The sequence below is a fragment of the Lyngbya sp. CCAP 1446/10 genome, from assembly GCF_026130175.1.
In the GTDB taxonomy this organism is placed as follows: domain Bacteria; phylum Cyanobacteriota; class Cyanobacteriia; order Cyanobacteriales; family Microcoleaceae; genus Microcoleus.
Genome location: NZ_JAIGNI010000047.1, coordinates 1 through 19,917 on the forward strand (window position 1 = coordinate 1; position 19,917 = coordinate 19,917).

Annotated in this window: 17 protein-coding genes and 1 tRNA gene; 10 read left to right on the forward strand and 8 right to left on the reverse strand. The window is 46.5% G+C overall.

Annotated elements, in window-relative coordinates; genetic code table 11:
• On the forward strand, nt 1-205 hold a 205-nt coding region (locus K4039_RS19015; RefSeq protein ID WP_265237470.1), incomplete at its 5' end, for a transposase.
• Nucleotides 206-244: 39 nt separating this feature from the next.
• Here the strand turns inward: K4039_RS19015 and K4039_RS19020 are convergent.
• From K4039_RS19020 to K4039_RS19050, 7 genes are all read right to left on the reverse strand, one after another.
• Complete coding sequence (locus K4039_RS19020; protein WP_265237472.1) at nt 245-784, reverse strand: peroxiredoxin; 540 nt, start codon at nt 782-784, stop codon at nt 245-247.
• Nucleotides 785-1,109: 325 nt separating this feature from the next.
• Nucleotides 1,110-1,709, reverse strand: a complete 600-nt coding sequence (locus K4039_RS19025) for a peroxiredoxin (RefSeq protein ID WP_265237474.1) — start codon at nt 1,707-1,709, stop codon at nt 1,110-1,112.
• Between the two features lie 127 nt (nt 1,710-1,836).
• Nucleotides 1,837-1,909: transfer RNA gene (locus K4039_RS19030), tRNA-Met, on the reverse strand.
• Between the two features lie 138 nt (nt 1,910-2,047).
• A complete protein-coding gene (locus K4039_RS19035) occupies nt 2,048-4,477 on the reverse strand; it encodes a peptidoglycan DD-metalloendopeptidase family protein (RefSeq protein WP_265237476.1) in 2,430 nt (809 codons plus the stop codon).
• A gap of 591 nt (nt 4,478-5,068) precedes the next feature.
• Nucleotides 5,069-5,530 carry a tRNA (cytidine(34)-2'-O)-methyltransferase gene (locus tag K4039_RS19040; protein WP_265237478.1) on the reverse strand — a complete coding sequence of 154 codons (462 nt, stop codon included), beginning with the start codon at nt 5,528-5,530 and terminating at the stop codon, nt 5,069-5,071.
• Nucleotides 5,531-5,770: 240 nt separating this feature from the next.
• Nucleotides 5,771-6,922 carry a glutamate--cysteine ligase gene (gshA, locus tag K4039_RS19045; protein ID WP_265237480.1) on the reverse strand — a complete coding sequence of 384 codons (1,152 nt, stop codon included), beginning with the start codon at nt 6,920-6,922 and terminating at the stop codon, nt 5,771-5,773.
• 81 nt (nt 6,923-7,003) lie between these two features.
• Nucleotides 7,004-7,456, reverse strand: coding sequence for a hypothetical protein (locus tag K4039_RS19050; protein ID WP_265237482.1), 453 nt, complete (start codon nt 7,454-7,456; stop codon nt 7,004-7,006).
• Here K4039_RS19050 and K4039_RS19055 point away from each other — a divergent pair.
• A complete protein-coding gene (locus tag K4039_RS19055; RefSeq protein WP_265237484.1) occupies nt 7,445-8,488 on the forward strand; it encodes an AI-2E family transporter in 1,044 nt (347 codons plus the stop codon). The genes K4039_RS19050 and K4039_RS19055 overlap by 12 nt on opposite strands.
• A 320-nt stretch (nt 8,489-8,808) precedes the next feature.
• Here K4039_RS19055 and K4039_RS19060 read toward each other — a convergent pair whose 3' ends face one another.
• A complete protein-coding gene (locus K4039_RS19060; protein WP_265237486.1) occupies nt 8,809-9,624 on the reverse strand; it encodes a cobyrinic acid a,c-diamide synthase in 816 nt (271 codons plus the stop codon).
• A 448-nt stretch (nt 9,625-10,072) separates the two neighbouring features.
• Between K4039_RS19060 and K4039_RS19065 the strand changes: the two genes are divergently transcribed.
• The 8 genes from K4039_RS19065 (at nt 10,073) to K4039_RS19100 (ending at nt 19,756) form a co-directional block, all read left to right on the forward strand.
• Entirely contained in the window at nt 10,073-10,258 is a 186-nt protein-coding gene (locus K4039_RS19065; RefSeq protein WP_265237487.1) for a Mo-dependent nitrogenase C-terminal domain-containing protein, read from the forward strand.
• Nucleotides 10,259-10,494: 236 nt separating this feature from the next.
• Entirely contained in the window at nt 10,495-11,358 is an 864-nt protein-coding gene (locus K4039_RS19070) for an Npun_R2479 family HD domain-containing metalloprotein (protein WP_265237489.1), read from the forward strand.
• Between the two features lie 219 nt (nt 11,359-11,577).
• Complete coding sequence (locus K4039_RS19075) at nt 11,578-12,456, forward strand: Rpn family recombination-promoting nuclease/putative transposase (RefSeq protein WP_265237491.1); 879 nt, start codon at nt 11,578-11,580, stop codon at nt 12,454-12,456.
• A 429-nt stretch (nt 12,457-12,885) separates the two neighbouring features.
• Entirely contained in the window at nt 12,886-14,811 is a 1,926-nt protein-coding gene (locus K4039_RS19080; protein ID WP_265237493.1) for an alpha-amylase family glycosyl hydrolase, read from the forward strand.
• Between the two features lie 416 nt (nt 14,812-15,227).
• Nucleotides 15,228-16,112 (forward strand): 3'(2'),5'-bisphosphate nucleotidase CysQ, encoded by an 885-nt coding sequence (locus K4039_RS19085; RefSeq protein ID WP_265237495.1) that lies wholly within the window; start codon nt 15,228-15,230, stop codon nt 16,110-16,112.
• Between the two features lie 235 nt (nt 16,113-16,347).
• Nucleotides 16,348-17,028 (forward strand): Crp/Fnr family transcriptional regulator, encoded by a 681-nt coding sequence (locus tag K4039_RS19090; protein ID WP_265237497.1) that lies wholly within the window; start codon nt 16,348-16,350, stop codon nt 17,026-17,028.
• Nucleotides 17,025-18,926, forward strand: a complete 1,902-nt coding sequence (locus K4039_RS19095) for a M61 family metallopeptidase (RefSeq protein WP_265237499.1) — start codon at nt 17,025-17,027, stop codon at nt 18,924-18,926. Before K4039_RS19090 ends, K4039_RS19095 begins: the two co-directional genes overlap by 4 nt.
• A gap of 362 nt (nt 18,927-19,288) precedes the next feature.
• Nucleotides 19,289-19,756, forward strand: a complete 468-nt coding sequence (locus K4039_RS19100; RefSeq protein WP_265237501.1) for a TerB family tellurite resistance protein — start codon at nt 19,289-19,291, stop codon at nt 19,754-19,756.
• Nucleotides 19,757-19,917 lie beyond the last annotated feature (161 nt).

Below are 19,917 nucleotides of genomic sequence, written 5' to 3' on the forward strand. Positions count from 1 at the left end.
TAAGAAGAGTCTATCAACACGAACTCACGTTTGTAGATGTGGATGTGTTTTAGACCGTGATCACAATGCAGCTAAGAATATCCTAAGTCGGGGATTAAGTACGGTAGGGCATACCGGAACTTGGGGTAACAATACCTTGAACGCTTGTGGAGAATTGACCGCTACCGATGTTGAAGTAATTCTGCATCGGCAAGTCGATTCATAGAAGCAAGAATCGAGCGTGGCGTTGACTCCCGCTTGAGTGTCAATTATCGAAAGATTTCAGCAAAGTTTCCACACTAGCATTGTGGTCTATGAAGGAGAACAAATGTTTGAAGAGGAGTTTTCCGTCTGCATCCAAAACAAACTGAGCCGGCAAAGGAGCACCCAAAGCCTGACCGGTTTCATAAGCCCGAAACACTTGACAGGTTGGATCGGACAGCAGAGGCATTTTTAAGCCTAAATCTCTCACCACTATTTGGCTTTGGCGGTCGTCAGTGCTTGTTACCATCAATAATTCTATATTGCGATCGGCAAACTGTTCCCACTTTTCATTCAAGGCTTTAATGTGAGGAAAACAGAAAGGGCAATATTGCTTTTCAGTAAAAATTCGAGTGAAAGCCAGAACTACCGGTCTATCGCCCCGATAATTGGACAGCCTCACCAATTTGCCATTATTAATATCCGGCAATTCAAAATCTGGCGTTCTCTGTCCCAGTTTCAGCACATTAGTGGCGGGAACAGGCAATAAATTTTGGAAAAACCGCTGATTTAACAAGCCGCTAAAATCAGTAGAAGTCAGCATATTTCCTAATTATGGGATTGGTAATTGGTAATTGGTAATTGGTAATTGAAAATCCGGTGAAACGAATGCCCCTGCACGTAGGGACACGGCACTGGTCATTAGTGTCAACAATCGCCATAAAACCTTTGTATCTCTGGTTTGTTGCCGAGTCTATATCCCCCTAAATCCCCCTTAAAAAGGGGGACTTTGAATGCTTCCGGTTCCCCCCTTCTTAAGGGGGGCTAGGGGGGATCTAAGGCCTAATCGTCAAACAGCAGTGACTAGGTTTGACCTTAAGTTGAGACCAATGAGCACGCCTGCCGCGTCCCACAACTATACAATGTGCTTAAACCGCAGCAAAGAATACCTTAGACTTAACTGGATCGGGAGTCATTGTTTTGTCACCGGGCTGCCAGCCGGCGGGACAAACTTCATCGGGGTGAGACTGGACGTGTTGGATAGCTTGCAGAGTGCGGAGGGTTTCGTCTACGTTGCGGCCGAAGGCAAGGTTGTTGATAGTAGAGTGTTGGATGATGCCTTCTTTGTCGATGATGAACAGACCTCTGAGGGCAATGCCTGCTTCTGGGTCAAGAACATTGTAGTCGGAACTAATGGTTTTTTTGATATCGGCAACTAAAGGATAGTTGAGGTCGCCGACACCGCCTAATTTGCGGTCTGTTTGTATCCAAGCCAAGTGAGAGAATTCGCTGTCAACGGAGACGCCAAGGATTTCGGTGTCGATTTTTTTGAAGTCCTCGAAGCGATCGCTAAATGCTGTAATCTCAGTCGGGCAGACAAAGGTGAAGTCCAAGGGGTAGAAGAACAGGACTACATACTTTTTGCCTTTATAGTCTGACAGTTTAACTGTCTTGAATTCCTGATCCACTACGGCTGTTGCTGCGAAATCCGGTGCAGCTTGACCAACCCGGAGGCATTCACTCGTCATAGATTTTGTTTCCTTTTTTTACGAACTGTTACAAATATATCATAGTCATAACGACTACACGTATCTTGTCAAAAAATCAAAAAAACACGCTCTCAAAATAGAGAGCGTGTTTTTGTGGATGAAATCATGGCTCAGGCGGGATTTGAACCTGCGACCTTGGGCTTATGAGTCCCCTGCGCTAACCACTGCGCCACTGAGCCAAACTTACTTCACGATTTACTATCATAGCACGGTAGGGCGAGCTATGTCTCGATTTCAAACTACAGATTTTCTCATGAGTTATAATAAAAGTTATGAGTTTTGGTAATCATTCAAAACCCATAACTTCCGACCAGTCGTTACCGAGAAGCGCTGGAGGTATCGTCAGGCAGAAAAGCCATTGGATTGACAGCACCCTGTCCGGCGGGATGGACTTCAAAATGCACGTGCGGCCCGGTACTGAACCCGGTGCTGCCCATTTCTGAAATCTGTTCGCCTCGCTCGATCTTCTGACCCTTCTGCACCAAAATTCGGCTGTTGTGGGCGTAGATCGTCTCTGAGCCGTCTGCATGGGTAATTTCCACCAGATAGCCGTAGCCGCCATCGTTCCACTGTGCATAGGTAACCACCCCGCTGTCGGCGGCCATAACTGGCGTACCGATCGGCCCTGCAATATCAATTCCCTTGTGCATCCGTCCCCAGCGCCAGCCGTAGCCAGAAGTGAGAACGCCCTTAGCCGGCCAAATAAACCCGTTAGCCGACTGCTGTTTGCCGCCGTTAGGCAGATAAGTATCAGCGCCCGAAAGCGGAGGCAGTTCTGGAGAAACCATGCGTCCCAAAGACGGGTTGCTCAGGGGGTCGTAACCATCGGAACCCAAAGGAGCAGTTGCCACTACCGGCCGTTCCTGAGTAGAGGTAGAGTTCGGCGTCAGGTTGATCGGTTCCAGTTCGGCTGCACGAGCGGGGTCAAAACGCTCTTGCTGCTTCTGAACCTGCTCTGACCAAGCTCTAGACGGCGGTCTGCTGACTTCATTCTGCACCGCCCCAGCGTACTCCGGGGTGTAGAGGTCAGGATTGACACTTGGGAGTTCTTCAGACGGGTTGCCCAAGGCGACTTTCGCTTCCGGCCCGTCAGTTGGAGCCAGGGAAACTGCATTTTCGCCGATCGAATTGCGCGAGGCGCGATATTCCTCTCGCAGCCTGACAACTTCTGCCCTCAAGCGTTCGGAATAAGGGTTGAAAGCGGTAGCGGTGGGTAGATCCTCCGCATTCGACTCAAGTAAAGCGCTCGTGGGAGTGGCATTTAAACCCTGGGCGTTACTAACATTTTGCAAGCTGATCGGCTGCGGGTATGCAGCAGCGACGGTGGTAGCAGTTGCACTTGCTGGCTGGGGCAGGGCGCTGGTGTCAACGGCACCTGTAAATGTTGGTTCGCCTTGAAGTTCCAGCTTTCTGGTGTCGCTAATGGTTTGAGAAACTTGAGTTAGCGGAATGCTGTTAATTTGGGGAACCATCGGCGCTGAAATATTGTTCAGACCTTCCAAGTTCGCCAAGGGAGAGACAACCGCGACTGTGGGCGCGGGTGCTGCAACGCCAGCACTGGCTGTGGATGGGGTAGACGAGCTCTTGTTCAAAGATGCGGGAACAGAAGTCGCCGACCAGACAGATGTAGAGTTAAAGGCAGAATCAGGGGCTGTCGCCTGCACCGCTGGATTATTTGACCCAACTTTGGGAATTTTCAGCCGTTGATTGACATTCAATAAGTTGGGATTGCCGAGCTTGTTGACGGCGATCAGCTCTTTGGGCGATACGCCGTGACTACTGGCGATCGCATCCAACGTATCTCCCGGACGCACGTTGTAGAGCGTTTGGGCTGGCGCTGCGCTACTGTTGCCTGCTGGGGAGACTACCACAGCGGAAGGCAAACTCGGTGTTACCAGAGACTGTTCAATGGACTCGAATGCTCGATCGGGCGATGCTGCTTGACCCACCGTAGCATTGGGAATTACAGGTGTGGCCCTGAGGTCAGGAATTGCTGACGAGGTGGCAGATTCGGGGGATGCCAGCGTCGGTACAGCAGGTGTAGATGAATTTACTCCCACCTCAGAGTCCAACAGGGGCCGACCTGATGCTGTGGTGCGGTTTTCCTGTTTTTTCAAACTGTCGATCGCCCCGTCTGCGTTCGGGCTGTCGATCGAAATTTGTGCCGGTACCGTCGTCGCCAGCTCAGGCGCTGTGGTTGGCTGCCCAGACAGGGCTGCACTATCCAACGACTCGGAGCCGATCAGATTTAATGTTTGTTCGGGATTGACCGCGGCAGTATTGCCAGGGTTCTCTTGTGGCGAGGCTTCTAGAGCCTGCGGAATCCTTAATTCTTGGCCAACTTGGAGTACGGTATCGGGTTTGATGCCGTTAGCAGTTGCTAGTGCTTTCGGTTCAATTTCATAGTCCCGAGACAGATCCCAAAGGGTTTGTCCCTGCTGAACCTTAACCCCTAGTTGTGTGGTTGAGGAACCGTCAACTTGTGCGGAGGTCGCGGGCCCGTTGGCCGATACTGGCTGTACTTCAGCGGTAGATTCTGCTGTCGGTGTGAGTTCAGACGCGCGAGCGCTGTCTCCGTTTCTCGGCAGCAGGATGCCAGAAGCACCTACCGATATTGCCAGCCCGATCGTGGCGAGAGAGCGAACTCTGCCAGTGCTGAGCGTTGTCTGCTTGGACGGTTCCGCAGAACCGTCTCTGTCGATTTCACTAGCCTGAACAGGCTTAATTTGGGGATATGTTCGTTTCAAAAAAACGACCTCCTACTGAGAAGCGCTAACTGTCCTTGGAAACACTCAAGGTTATCGCATGATGCTGAATTTAAATCAACAACCAAAAAAATTCTGATTGTTGAAAGCGATCGTGCTTAGGCAAGATTACCTTGCTTTTTAAATTTAGACAAGCTTGCACGTCAGAATTTTTTAAATTCTCGGTCAAACCCGCTGCAATTACACCCCAAAAGCCTTACACCGTAATAGGTGGAACGAATACATAAAATATGCGTTCTCACACAGACTAAGACTCTCACCTATTGTCCGACTCTATGCTAAATTCCGGACAACCTACAACCGTATATTTACTAGATATCAATAGCCTTCAGGCACAAGCAGGCGATCCCTGACGCATTCAATCCCTGAAATCCTCTATTTTTGTGTTTGCATCATCGCAGCGACTAATTTGGTATTACTGATAACAATCTGTTTTTGGATTCATAAAATATATTAATCTCCGCTATCTAGATTTTCACCTCTTTGATACAAATTTCTTATATTTAAAGGGAGATTTGGCTGCTCCCGACAGCTATTAAATATCTATATGCGTATGTATCTGTCGATCGAGATTTATCCCAGCTCGCCCAACTGTCGTTTAGCCTCAAATAAACCTACAGCGGCGCTGACAGAGAGATTCAAACTCCTGACTCCAGGCTGGCTCATGGGAATAAAAACTGTGGCATCGCAGGCATCCAAGACGAATTGAGGAATGCCAACAGTTTCCGAGCCAAACATCAACCAGTCGCTGGATTGAAATTGGAATTGAGTGTAACTGCATCGCCCGCCAGTGCTGAATCCGATCGATCGCCCTCCGCGCTCCTGCTGACATATTTGAAAAGCCGCTAAGTCTTCGTGGCAGTGGAGATTGACGTAGGGCCAATAATCTAAGCCTGCCCGTTTCAGGTAGCGATCGCTAATTTCAAACCCCAGCGGGCCGACTAAATGCAGTTCCGTGCCTGTGGCAGCGCAAGTGCGGGCAATATTGCCAGTATTCGGGGGGATTTGCGGGTGAATCAAGACAAGTTGGGGCATGAAGCTAATACAATTTGAGATTTGAGATTTGAGATTGGGGATAATTGATTACACAAGGGTTTGGAGCTTGCTTACCGTTACATTTTTTGGGGGGGAACCAGTATAACTGAAAGCGCGAATTTACAGCTATTGGGAGATGTAGAAATCTACCCAAAGGTAGAGAAAATTCATAGCTTTTAGTTATATCGTGTCCGTCCTCCCATTGATTAAATATTCTGATTTGTTTTTGATAGCTCCCTTTCAAGCAACTAACTGGGCGCACAAGTTGTCTTCGAGCTCGAATTCTTGGTGAGCCATGCCATCAATCCCTTGGAGAATAATACTGCGGGTGTCCAAACCGCGATCGTGAAGTTTCAACCACTGCTGGGCGGTGTTACCTTCCCGGAGAATCTTTTTGAGCGGCGAGAGAAAGCAACTAAAGCCGCGTTTTTTGGCAAAAGGCCAGACTTCCTGGTAAATTTCCTCAATCCAATCTCGCGCCAAAATCTTTCTGCCATCTTGCCAGTGGATGAGTTCAGCATCCAAACTTTGCCGCGATGCAGCAATTTCGTTGGCGTCGGTGAGGGCAACTAAGTCTTGGTTGCGGGTGGCTGCGGGCAAGGTGCTGAGTTCTAAGGGGTCTAAGCTGGGGTCTTCCATCATCTGCCAAATGCGAGCTTCTAGCAGGGCAGTGATGGCCAACAAAGCCAGAGGATTGACTTCGAGATCGCAAATTCTCAGTTCGAGGCGGTTGAGACAGTAGGGGCGACGATCGCCATTTGGGCGCACAGCAGACCACAAATGGCGGACATTTTGCATACTGCCGAGTTCTAGCTGTTCTTCAGTCCACTGGATGTAATGCTTGTGACTTTCAAACAGGGGGACGATGGCGGGAGTTTTGGGAAACAAACCCCACCGAGTGGAATGATAGCCAGTGACTTCGCCGTCGAGGAAGGGAGAAGAGGCGCTCATGGCAAGGTAAAGCGGTGCTTCGACGCGGGCGAGGCGGATGGCGCGCATCAGCATTTCTGGTTGGGAGATGCCGATGTTGATGTGAATGCTGGCGGTGACGACTTTCGTACCGTAGGTTTGCTCGATGTAGGTGTGATAGGGATTGTTGGGATCTGATCTGTAAAATCGATCGCTTCCGCCGAGAGATAGGGTACTTCCGGGGAGCAATGTATAGTCGCCCAATTGTTTGAGATACTCGCGCAGCCGGACTCGCGGCTTGACTAGGGCACACAGCAGGCGATCGTAGCTGCACAGCGGGGCCGTCGTGTACTCCACATTGCGACTATCAGGCTCCCGCACAAATCCCTCTAAATCGGCGACTATGCGATCGGACAGACCGACAACCTCGCCTTCGGGCGTGCCGGTATACATTTCTACTTCAAAGCCTTTTGATAGCAGCACGTTTGTTCCTCAGCTAAGTTGAGTGCTAGTTTCTAGTATCCCAAAAATTGACCGGTTCGTACTATCTGCCACAGGGCAGAGTTAAAATTTTGGGTGGCTGGCAATGAAACCGGGTGTTTCGGCGCCAACAAGTTCGATCGTTTGTGTGTTAGTTGCTGGCCCGAAAGCGGCAAATGCTGGCACCGCAAAGAGTGGACGAGGCGGTTTTATAGTCAAAAAGGCTGTTTGTTCGATCGAGTTTGTGTTTGATTCGGCATTCGGGGCGATCGAACTCATAGTGAAGAGAACCCACCTTACCTCAGACAGAAGTGAGAAAGCATTGCCTACTGCCTTCCTCCTAGCTTCCCTCTCCCCTCTTCCTTGCTTCCCTCTTCCATCTTCGTTCTTCCCTCTTCCATCTTCCTTCTTCCTTCGACATCTGTTTTCTGCCTTGAGGGGGATAGCCGCAGAGATATCTTGGGTGCGATTCTCAAAGAAGACTCTGCAATATTTTTGAGCTATTATTAACTCGTGAAAACTCCTGTGAAAGAGCAAGAAAGAACCCCTCCCAATTTTTGGAATATGGTAAGCAATTTAGCCTTAGTCCGGTTTTTGCTTTTATTTGCTTCAGGTTGGGCTGGACTGCAACTTTTAGCTTACTTTGAAACCGCAGTCGCGGTTTTCACGATTGCTGCACTCGTGGCTTTTTTGCTCAACTATCCGGTACGAACTCTCCAGCGATTGTTACCGAGAAGTTTAGCTGTCGCCTTGGTTGTCTTGCTCACCATTTTAGTTTTTGGCGGTCTCACCGTCACCGTAGGCGTCACTCTTTTATCTCAAGGACAGCAATTAATTGACAGCATGACTGAATTTTTGAATGCTCTGGCGCCTCTGTCGGATCGCATCGAAGCATTCTTGCGGGCGAGAAACCTGCAAGTCAACCTGCAAGTTATTGAGGAACAACTGCGAAATCAAGCTTTGGCTGGAGTTGTTTGGAGTATTGCTTTTTTACAAGTATTTTTAACCAATTTATTGAATTTAATATTAATTATGGTGGTGGCTTCTTTCATGTTACTTGATGGAGAGAGGCTGTGGCTGTTGGTTCTCAAATTTATACCCCGACACCTCCACAGGCGTTTAAGTTTAACAATAGAGCGAAACTTTTTAGGATTTTTTCAGGCACAAATTTTGTTAATGTTATTTTTGACAACAGCAAGCTTTGTAGTTTTCCTGTTGTTAGGCGTGAAATTTCCTTTAATTTTAGCATTTATTATCGGATTGTTTGATTTAGTTCCGGGGATAGGAGCGACACTGGGAATTAGCTTAGTTTGTTTTATTGTATTGTCTCAAAGTGTGTGGCTGGCTTTGAAAGTATTGGCAGTTTGCATTGTTTTGCAGCAAATTCAAGACAACTTTATTCATCCGAGACTCATGCAAAATTCGCTTAACCTCAATCCGGTAGTGGTATTTTTTGCACTGTTAGTAGGCGCGAGAGCAGCAGGACTTTTAGGCATTTTTCTGGCTATTCCGCTGGCGGGAGTGATAGTTAGCTGGTTTGACATTGAAGAAATGCAAGCGGAAGGCTAAGTGATACAGCCATCCTCTTTTAGATCAAATCCGGCTTAAAAACCAGGTTTTAACCAAAGCACTGGGGATTTAAGCCCCCACCTTTAGGTGGATTGTTTTGAGGCAGGGGCTTAAATCCCCTGCCTCAAAACTTCGCACTCAACTGTCAACTGTCAACTGTTAACTGTCAACTGTTAACTGTCAACTGTTAACTGCCAACTAGAAGTCCGATGCTTCAAAAACTATCCTCGGCGCAACACGCAACTAAAAGTAAAAATAAAAAGGTAAAGAGAAAAAGCAACGTAGGGTGTAACACTCCGTGCACACTTTACTGCGTAGAGTCAATTAATAAATTGCAAATCAGTAGGAAATCTTGCTTCTTCTGGTTCGGGATCGTAAATGTAATCGCAGTCAAAGCGCAGAGCTTGGGAGTGGCGACTTATAGAAAATCCGCAGTGAGTCACCATTTCTGTAGTAAAAGTAGCCATGACTAACTCTATGAGTTTTCTGTAAGAAATGTTAGGCTGTTGAACGTAATAAGCGCGTCTGGCAAAAAAGATTCTCTCATCTTTCGGTACAATTATGCCATTAATTCTGTGGGCGTGTTGAATCGGCTTGATGTAGCTTTCAATAAACTGCGACTGACTTTTTTGCAGTCTGGCTAATCTTTCATGTTGCAACCAGCTCATTTGAAACACAATCTTAATAAACTCAAAACCCAAAATGTAGTTAAAAACATTATTGCGTTCTTCTGTACTCAAGACAAATCGGAGCGCGGATTCTAAATATTGGTCGGTTTCTCGGCGCGATTGTTGAGCTGAGTGGATGTAAAATTGTTTGATGTAGCTTCTTAAATCAGATTCGTTCAATTCTTTTTTGACTTGAAATCTGATTAAATACTCTTTAACTCGGTAGAGAGTATCTACATCTTCAAACATTTTTGAGACTAAGCCGTCGGCTGTGTAGTCATCTAAAAATTCTGCTTGCAAGTCGGGAGTAGAGGCGCACAATATGTAGGAAAGGGACAACACGTAGCGCCGCTGGTTCCAAGGTAAACTTTCGGCCCAAGCTTTAACTTCTACAGGGAGTTTTTCCAGCACGGTATCTGTGTGGGGGCGTTGAGAAAGGTCGGCATATTTATCTTTTTGTTTAATCATTCCCTGAAACCTTATGTTAGTAAATTGAGCGGGTAATACATCGCAGGTAACTAGCAGGGTAAAGCAGAGGCGTAGATTTGCAAATGATATTTATTTTTTTATATATCTTAACATACATGATGTCGCAGGTCAAGGCGGTGATCTGTCTCACACTTTTGCGGACTTATAATCACAACTTTGAGCTTGATATATCACATTTTGGGGCTGTGAGTGTCACGCGAAAAGCTTATTCAGCTCACTGTGGTAACGGCAGGTTTGGTTGATGATTAAATGAGGTGATTTAGAACTTTTTGTTAAGAATAATTACTGAGGTAAACTATGAACTCGACTACAAATATTTTTCCTAAAAATCAGTGCTAATACTTAAGTTTTGGCGATCGCCTCGTCCAACCAGTGCGAGAGTGGGTAGATAGCATTGCAGTGGGCGATCGGCAAGTAGCGTGCGTGGTTGTGCCAACTTATACCCGCACGATGTCCTTTTGAGAGAGATATCCAGCTATGGGGACACCATCTTTTCCACATACCGCCTATGTGTAAGCTGAATCCTCTGTATGAGCAATTAGTGGGGTTGCGTTTTCGATCGCTCTCGTTTTTGGCTGACGTATGCGGGGAAGATGTAACGCCGTACTGTTGATTGAGGGGTGTTATACCTCGATCGCCCGTTGAGATCAATTATTTACGGGGTGCATCGCTCTGCTAGTTGTTCGATCGCTAATTTCAGCGATTATCGTTGATAATATCAGTGGATGCCTCTAGAGCGGAGCAGGCATCCATCGTCGCTGTTAAGTCAAAACTAACACCAAACGATAACAGCAAAAACAATAACTATAAAAATAATTTAACAAGCTACTTTGGCTCAGGGAAGTGAATATGTTTAACGCAACGGAACTGCTGATTAACGCTTTTGTAAATCGGCTGATTGAAGGCTACCGCCACACTTACGGCGGGTTCAAATCTGACTATGGCGAGATTATTGCTTGGGTAGCCACTATGGCTTTGGAAAATATTGCTAATAGCGATGCTCTTTACCACAATGTAGAACACACTATTTTAGTGACATTGGTGGGACAAGAAATTCTGCGCGGGAAGCACATCCGCGAAGGTGGTGTTTCCTGCGAACATTGGCTGCATTTCCACATAGCTTTGCTGTGCCACGATATCGGGTATGTTAAGGGCGTGTGCCAGCAAGATAGAACTGATTTGGGACTGTATGCGACGGGAATAGGCGACATGAAATTAAAGCTACATCGGGGGGCGACTGATGCTAGTTTAACGCCTTATCATGTCGATCGGGGAAAGATGTTTATTGAGGAGCGTTTTGGGGGGCACAGACTGATTGATGCTGAGATTATTAAGCAGAATATTGAGTTAACTCGTTTCCCCGTTCCTGCGGATGATGACCATCAAGATACTGTGAATTATCCGGGTTTGGTTCGGGCGGCGGATTTAATCGGTCAGTTGAGCGATCCGCGATATTTGCAAAAGCTTGCTGGGTTGTTTTACGAGTTTGAGGAAACTGGTCAAAATCAGATCTTGGGGTATCGCAATCCGGCGGATTTGCGGGAGGGGTATCCTAAGTTTTATTGGAATGTGGTTTATCGGTATGTGAAAAATGCGATCGGCTATTTGGAACTAACGCAACAGGGGAAACAAATTGTTGCTAACCTGAGCGCAAATGTGTTCCGGGTGGAGCATTCTGAGGTGGAAGTTGAGGAGGTGGCTGTAGTTCGTTAGGCTTTGGGTTGAGTTGGGGCGATCCTTCTGGTTACTGATGCGATCGAAAGGGCGATCGTCCCATTTCAATGTTAAGCTTGTGAATTGTTGTCGGTAGGGCGATCGCAATATCGTAAAATATAGCTATACCCACAGCACTAAGCAAATTTGAAAATGTTTTGATTGTTATTGCTCGATTGATTGATTCATTCAATCCTTAAGAAAGAGAGAAAACTAACAATGAGATTCATTAATCCAAAAATTGATTTTGCCTTCAAAAAAATCTTCGGTGGCAACGAAAGCAAACCAATCTTAATCAGCTTTCTCAATGCCATGATTTATAACGGCAATCCCACCATTGCCGACTTGGAAATTATCGATCCATATTTAGCATCGAGAGTCCAGTATCTCAAAGACTCTTACCTGGATGTCAAAGCTAGACTTGCAGGAGGCGCAACTGTAATTATCGAGATGCAAGTTTTAAATGTGGCATCTTTTGCGAAACGGGTGGTTTATAATGCTGCGAAAACTTACTCGACACAACTGATTCGCGGCGAAGGTTACTTTAAGTTAAAACCTGTAATTGCTTTGACAATTACAGATTTTGAAATGTTTGACAATGACCGGGAAGTAATTTCTCACTTTGTGTTCAAGGAGAAAAAGCGTTTATTTGAGTATCCAGATCCAGGGATGGAAATGATCTTTATTGAATTACCGAAATTCAACAAACAATTGGATCAGTTGGAAACTTTGACTGATAAGTGGGTTTATTTTATGAAAAATGCCCCCAGTTTGGAAGTAGTACCGTCAACAATGGAAAATGTCTCGGAAATACAACAAGCTTTTGCGATTGCTAATGAAACTAACTTGAATGCTGAAGAGTTGAAAAATTTAGAAGATCGCGAGAGGTATATTATGGATCAGCAGGGAATCTTGCGAAAGGGAATTGAAGAAGGACTCGCACAAGGGCGAGAACAAGGACTAGAAGAAGGGCGAGAACAAGGACTAGAAGAAGGACTCGCGCTAGGAATGAGAGAAAAGGCTCTGGAAATTGCTAGGCAACTTCTCAATGTCCTTGACAATCAAACTATTATACCAATTTTTTATGAGGCTGCATAGAATCCGATCTCCCTGGCGCCCCCCTTAATCAGGAGGGGACAAGATTCCGATCAAAGTCCCCCTTGCTTTCGGGGGATTTAGGGGGATCGAGATATATGTAACTTCACATTAAATTGGTATTAGTCAAACTACTGGTTTGAGTGTTGAAGATGTCCAAAACTTGCGGGATGAATAGAAAGGAAGGACTGAAGTCCTCACTACCAACCACAATCAAATTGGTTAGTAGTGAGGACTTCAGCCCTCATCAAACAAGAGAGGACTTCAGTCCTCACTACTAACCTATAGAGGACTTCGCCATCTGTCTAAAGGAAGATTTTATTAAACGAGTAAATTACGTATTATGCTGTAAAAGTCAGTCACACCGGAAAGCTACCTCCGACTCTCACTCCGAATAACTGACCAATCTTACAGTATCAAAAAATAAATCTCATGACACCAGTCACTCCCAATCAAACTTCCTCTCAATACGAAACTACCCAACCTGAAGAAAAAATTGAGTCTCTGGTACAAGAAGTTAAGCCAGAAAGCGAACTCGATTTAGAATTCCTCTACACCAGAGACATTGAATTCCGACAAGAAACAATTTATTTCATTGTAGTCGATCGCTTCCAGGACGGCGACCCCACAAATAACGAAGGCCCAAACCCTGAACTTTACGATCCAGAAGGCAAAGATTGGGGCAAATATTGGGGTGGCGACTTGCAAGGAGTTATCGACAAACTCGATTACTTAAAAGATATGGGTGTTACCGCAGTCTGGCTGACTCCGCTGTTCGAGCAAGTAGAAGCATTATTTGTCGAACAAGCTGCGATTCACGGCTACTGGACTAAAGATTTTAAGAGGCTAAATCCCCGGTTTATTGCCAAAGGTGATAATCCTTCTGTCAACCAAACACAAGAAACCAAAGATACCGTATTTGACAAATTAGTAGACGAGTTGCACCAGCGAAACATGAAACTCGTGCTGGATATTGTCTGCAATCACAGCAACCCGGATTTTAGCGGTAAAAAAGGGGAACTCTACGACGATGGCGTCAAAATAGCTGACTTTAATGAAGATAAAAATAACTGGTATCACCACTATGGCGAAGTCCAAAACTGGGAAGATGAGTGGCAAGTCCAAAACTGCGAACTGTCTGGTTTGGCGACTTTCAATGAGAACAATATTGCCTACCGCAGTTATATTAAGTCAGCAATTAAACAGTGGCTGGACAGAGGTGTTGATGCTTTGCGGGTTGATACGGTCAAGCATATGCCGATTTGGTTTTGGCAGGAATTTACTGCTGACATTTTAATGCACAGACCTGATGTTTTCATTTTTGGCGAGTGGATTTACAGCGATCCGAGAAATGACCTTTCTGTGGAATTTGTCAATGAGTCAGGGATGACTATTTTAGATTTTGGGCTGTGCGTGGCAATTCGAGAAGTATTGGGACAGGGGGCTGAAGCGGGATTTCAGTTGATTCAGGATGTTCTGGACTTGGATCATCGCTATTACGGGGCGACGGAGTTGATTACTTTTATTGACAATCACGATATGCCGAGGTTTCAGTCGTTGAATGCCGATCGACAAATGTTGCAATTGGCGATATGTTTAATGATGACGAGTCGTGGCATTCCCTGCATTTATTACGGCACTGAACAGTATCTGCACGATGATACAGAAGGGGGAAATGACCCTTACAATCGCCCGATGATGGAAAAGTGGGATACCGATTCGCCGATTTATCGAGATGTGCGGTTGCTGTCTGGATTGCGGCGGCTGAATCCTGCTATTTCGATGGGGAGTCAGTGGCAAAAATATCTAACTGCTGATGTTTATTGTTACGTGCGCCGCTATCGCGATTCTGTGGTGTTTGTGGCGATGAATCGCGGCGATTCTGTGAATGTTGAAGCGGTTGATACTGAACTGCCTGATGGAGAGCATACGGAGGTTTTATCGCGCCGCAAGTTTGAAGTTAAAGAGGGGATGCTGTACAATTTAGAGTTGGGCGCGGGGGAAGTAATGATTTTTAGTCGCGTGGGAGAGCGAGTTAAGGCGAAAACTATTGTGCGGGCGCAGCTTAACAGTGTGAAAAGTCAGCCTGGGGAAAGAATTGTGGTGATTGGAGATTGTCCTGAATTGGGAAATTGGGATATTAGTAAGGCTTACCCGCTGGAGTATATCAATACTAATACTTGGTTTGGGGAAATTCCTTTTAATGAAAGTGCGGGGAAGTTGATTTCTTATAAGTATGCGCTGCTGCGGGAAGGATTGTCGCCACTGCGAGAAAATTTGGTTTGTCGCCGCTGGGTTTTGGCTTCGGAAGGGACTGTGAAATGGCGGGATAAGTGGGCGAGTGGACGGGAGTCTTGATTTTTGATTTTTGTGTGAGACTGTTAAATAATTTTAGGGTGCTTATGGGCGCACTTTACCAGAAAGAATTGGTTTAAAGCCGGAACCCCGATCGGGAGAAATTAAAATCAGACTATTCATTACTCCAATCCTCTTCCTTCTAGGTAGAGGTTGCTGTGAACTGTCAACTGTCAAATGAATGAAGGATGATTCGTGTGTCAGATTTATGGTGGGGATTGCGCACTCGGAGGACGGGATTTATGGTACGCACTTCCCACCAAACCCAAATAAGCTTGGGTTCAAAAGACCTAGCGGTTGAAACCGCTGTCGGATCTTGGGCTGGGAAACCGGGTTTTAAGGACAGCAGGGCGCCAATCCTGTAGGAGTCAAAAACAGCAATAAGGGTCGATCGGTCGATTCAAATGACTTAAGCTTTTATGCTGAAGTTAGCCGAAGCATTTATGTTTAACCTCATGTATATTTCTCCTGAGCAAGACGAAAAAATTCGCTACACCATGCGGGAGTGTGGTCAAGAAGCCCACAAGCTTGCAGCGGAACCTTTTGAAGTTTCCGAGAAAGGCCCAGAGGACTACGTGACGAGTATCGATCGCTACTTAGACCGACAATTATCAGCAGTATTTAGCGCTTTGTTTCCTGAAGACGGCATGATTACCGAGGAAAACGTCGCCTCTAGAGCAGCTTATCGGGCTAATTACCAGCGCATCTGGTGCATCGATCCCATCGACGGGACTGAAGAATTTATTCAGGGAAAACAGCACTACGCTGTGATGGTGGGGCTGCTGCTTGACGGGGAACCCGTGGCTGGTTGGATCTACGCCCCGGCTTTTGACCAAATGTATTTTGGTGGTAAGGATTGGGGATTGTTCCAAACTGTGGGAAATCAAGCGCCGCAGCCGATCGCACTTTGCCAACCTCCCGCTCCGACAGTGGAAAATTGTAAAATTATTCTCGGCGACAGAGACCAGAAAAACTACGCCCGCGCGATCGCCCACAGCATCCCAGAAGCCGAATTTTACTCCCTGGGCAGCTTTGGCCTAAAAGTGATGGAAATCATACAAGGTCGAGCCGGTTTGTACCTGTATTTCAACGGCAGAGTTAAAGTGTGGGATACTGCCGGCCCTGTGGCTCTAGCTCTAGCAGCCGGATTGGTTTGTTGCGACTTGCAAGGTCAACCGCTGAGGTGGACTCCAGATGCGATCGATCCAGAGACTTTGGCGCACACGCAGTCGATCGCGATCGGCTGGCCGGACTACATAGAAGCTCTGTTGGCCAAAGTTCAACAGGCACTAGGATGCTGTTAAAACCGTTGAGGATTAAAGAATCTGCCAATTTTACGCGAACCGCGCCTCTACACCATTATTATCAATTACAGGAGCGATCGTCCGTAAGTTTCTCATTTGTCTGTCCTGTATGTCAGTCTCGTTTGCTTTGTGTCAATCTTGTATAGCAGCAACAGATTGTTTGTTTTCTCGAACATCGATCGCTCCCTAGTTGTTGGCTGTCGCTTAATCATATTTCCCACCTCCGCGAGTTTGCATGAAGACAGAAGCTTTCAGTGAGCTATTCCCTCTATTTAAGGGTGCTAACCCAGAAACCTTGGGAGGGCTGCTATCAAATGCCGTTAAGCATGAGTATCCCCCAGGCCGAGCTGTGGTGATGGAGGATTCTTGGGGTAACGCGATTTATTTTGTGGTTTCAGGCTGGGTCAAAGTCCGGCTCCTGTCAAACGATCGAGCTGTATCAATGGCTATTTTAGGACGGGGAGCCTTCTTCGGCGAAATGGCCATTCTTGACGAATCTCCGCGATCGAATGACGTACTTGCTCTATCCCCCGTGCGGCTAATCAGCGTCACGGCTCAGCGATTTATCCAAACCCTGTTTAAAGATCCGCAATTGCACCACCGGATGCTGCAACTGATGGTGCGGCGACTGCGCCAAACCAATCTCCGCTCTCAACTACAGAACCGCCAGCCAGCGGTTAAACTAGCAAATACTTTAGTCGAGCTGGGAGAAAGCTACGGTCAAAAAACTGCTGAGGGCAGAGATATCTTCAATATCCCTTATCAAGACTTAGCTGATGTGACAGGTATCGCCCTAGATGAAACCAGCAAGATTATGCAAAAACTCGATAGTAAAGGCTGGATCAAAATCGATCCAGAGCACCAAACTATCCATTTGATCAACCTCAAGCACTTGATTAATTTGGCAAGTCAATGACTGATGTCACTTCTTTTGATACCTCCTCCGCTGCCGGCCGCGCGAGCGGACAACTAACAGCACCGATAATTCAATATTCGGTGGCGATGCCCAATCCTGAATCCCACCTGTTTGAAGTGACTTTGCGCGTGCAAGGTTGGTCGGAGCCGGTGCTGGATTTAAAAATGCCTGTATGGACTCCAGGTTCTTACTTGGTTAGAGAGTACGCCCGCCACCTGCAAGATTTTAGCTCGCGATCGGGCGATCGAGCTTTACCTTGGCGCAAAATTAGCAAAAATCACTGGCAAATCGAGACAAATTCAGTTTCAGATGTCACGGTTTACTACCGGATTTTTGCTAACGAACTGACAGTGCGAACCAATCATTTAGACTCGACTCACGGTTATTTCAATCCGGCGGCTCTATGCTTTTTTGTACCCGGTTTTGAACACAACTGCTATACGGTGACAGTAGTGCCACCTGAGCCGGAATGGCGCACGGTGACAACTTTACCACCTATTTCGGGCGATAATCTTACTTTTGCTGCTGCGGATTTTGACACTCTTGTCGATAGTCCTTTTGAGATTGGCTGTCACGATGCCTACGATTTTGAAGTAATGGGAAAACCCCACCAGCTTGTAGTTTGGGGTAAAGGCAATTTAGAACCAAATCGCGTGATTCTAGATATCCAAAAAGTGATCGAAGTCGAGGCTCTAATGTTCGGCGGTTTGCCTTACGACCGCTATGTGTTTTTGCTGCATTTGTCTGGCTCTGGCTTTGGTGGTTTGGAACACAAAGATAGCTGTACTCTTAACTATTCGCGTTTTGGTTTTCGGGCTAAGGAAAAGTACGAACGCTTTATTCAATTGGTGGCTCACGAGTTTTTTCACCTCTGGAATGTCAAACGCATTCGACCGAAAGCTCTGGAAGTATTTGACTACGAACAAGAGAATTATACTCCTTCTCTGTGGTTCTCTGAAGGCACGACCAGTTATTACGATTTGGTGATTCCGTTTCGAGCTGGGATCTACAGCGTGAAAGGTTATTTCCAAAATGTTGCCAAAGAAATCACTCGTTTGCAAATGACTCCGGGGCGGAAGGTGCAGCCTGCGAGCGAGTCGAGCTGGGATGCTTGGATTAAACTTTATCGGAGGGATGCTAATAGCGATAATTCGCAGATTTCCTATTATTTGAAAGGGGAACTTGTTTCGTTTTTGCTGGATTTGTTGATTCGGGCAAAACATGGTAACGCCCGATCGCTCGACGATGTGATGCGTTTGATGTGGCAGCAGTTTGGGAATGGTCATTATGCTGAAAATGAAGATTTTGACCAAAAATCGGAAACAGAGGCTAAGCCGGGGCAAATAACATCAAATGGACAGTTAAATGCTCGCTCGCTACCGGCAGAAATAGGCTTTACTCCCGAACAGTTGCAAAGTGCGATCGAGTCTGTAGCCGACATGGATTTGAGCGACTTTTTTGCGCGCTATGTAGACGGCACAGAAGAATTGCCTTACCACAAATATCTGGAACCTTTCGGGCTGCAAATTTTGGTAGATGAAACTGACCAAACGCCTCGGATTGGTTGGACGTTGGGAACGGAAAACGGGCGGCAAATGGTTAAATTTGTCGAAGCAGGAGCTCCGGCACAATTGGCCGGAATTGACGCTGGGGACGAGTTACTGGCGATCGCAGGTTTTCGAGTAAATGCCGAACAAGCGGGCGAGAGGCTGAAAGATTATCAGCCTGGTGACACAGTAGAGGTGACAGTGTTTCACCAAGACGAACTGCGGACTTGTCTTGTTACTCTCGCCACACCGCGCCCAGGCCGTTACTCGATCGTACCAGTCGATCGACCAAGCCCTATTCAGAAACAAAACTTTATGGGGTGGCTGGGTGTTCCCCTATCGAATTTGTGACATAAATGAAGGGGAAGGGGAAGGGGAAGACAAAAAGGAATCACGCTCAATTCCCAATTTTCAATTCCCAAAGCCGTGTCAACAATCGCCTAAAACCCTTGTATCTCTCGCTTATAGCATAGTCTAGATCCCCCTAAATCCCCCGAAAGCAAGGGGGAATTTGAAAATGCTCTTTCTTGTCCCTCCCTTGGGAAGGGAGGTTAGGGGGGATCGAGGCCCTAATCGTCAAACGGCAGACTGGTACTACATAAGATATTCAGTTGACACCAATCACCAATGACTACTGACCAATGACTACTGACCAATGACTACTGACCAATGACCAATTTTCAATTCCCAATTAGCAATTACCAATTTTAACTATGCAAACCCCACCACCTCCATCAATTACGCCCCGCCAGATGAACCTGCTGAGAATTGTTGCTTCAATGGCCTGGGCTGACGGCGAACTGGCGACAGAAGAAGTTAATTTAATGCTCGATCGCTTTTGCCGTTTGTTTGCCCCAGATGCCGATGGACAACAAATGCAACAGGAATTGCGGGATTACATCATGCAAAATATCCCCCTTGACGAGTTGATTCACCAACTAGAAACTCAAGAGGAAAAAGAATTAGTCTTGCAACTTGGCTATGAAGTGATTGCATCTAGTTCTCGCACTCCCGATGAACCCAAAATTAACGCTGACGAAGCCGCAGCTTATCAAAAATTAGTGCAGTTGCTGAATCTTTCAGACGATACTGTCAAGCGTGTTGAAGCAGAAGCATCAGATACTTCGGAGGGAATTGTAGAGAAGATGGCTCAAAAATTAGAAAAGTTCATCAAGCGCTAGTTTGGACATACGGTTTTCACCGTCGGCTATTCAACCCGCGGAGGCTCGTGAGTGTTTGTATAGCCGCGGTTTCAACCGCCGGGTATTCACCATCATTATTCACTATTTTTGTTTGTCCGTAATTTCACTCTCTTGCTTCTAATTCTGCATAGTGCACTGTA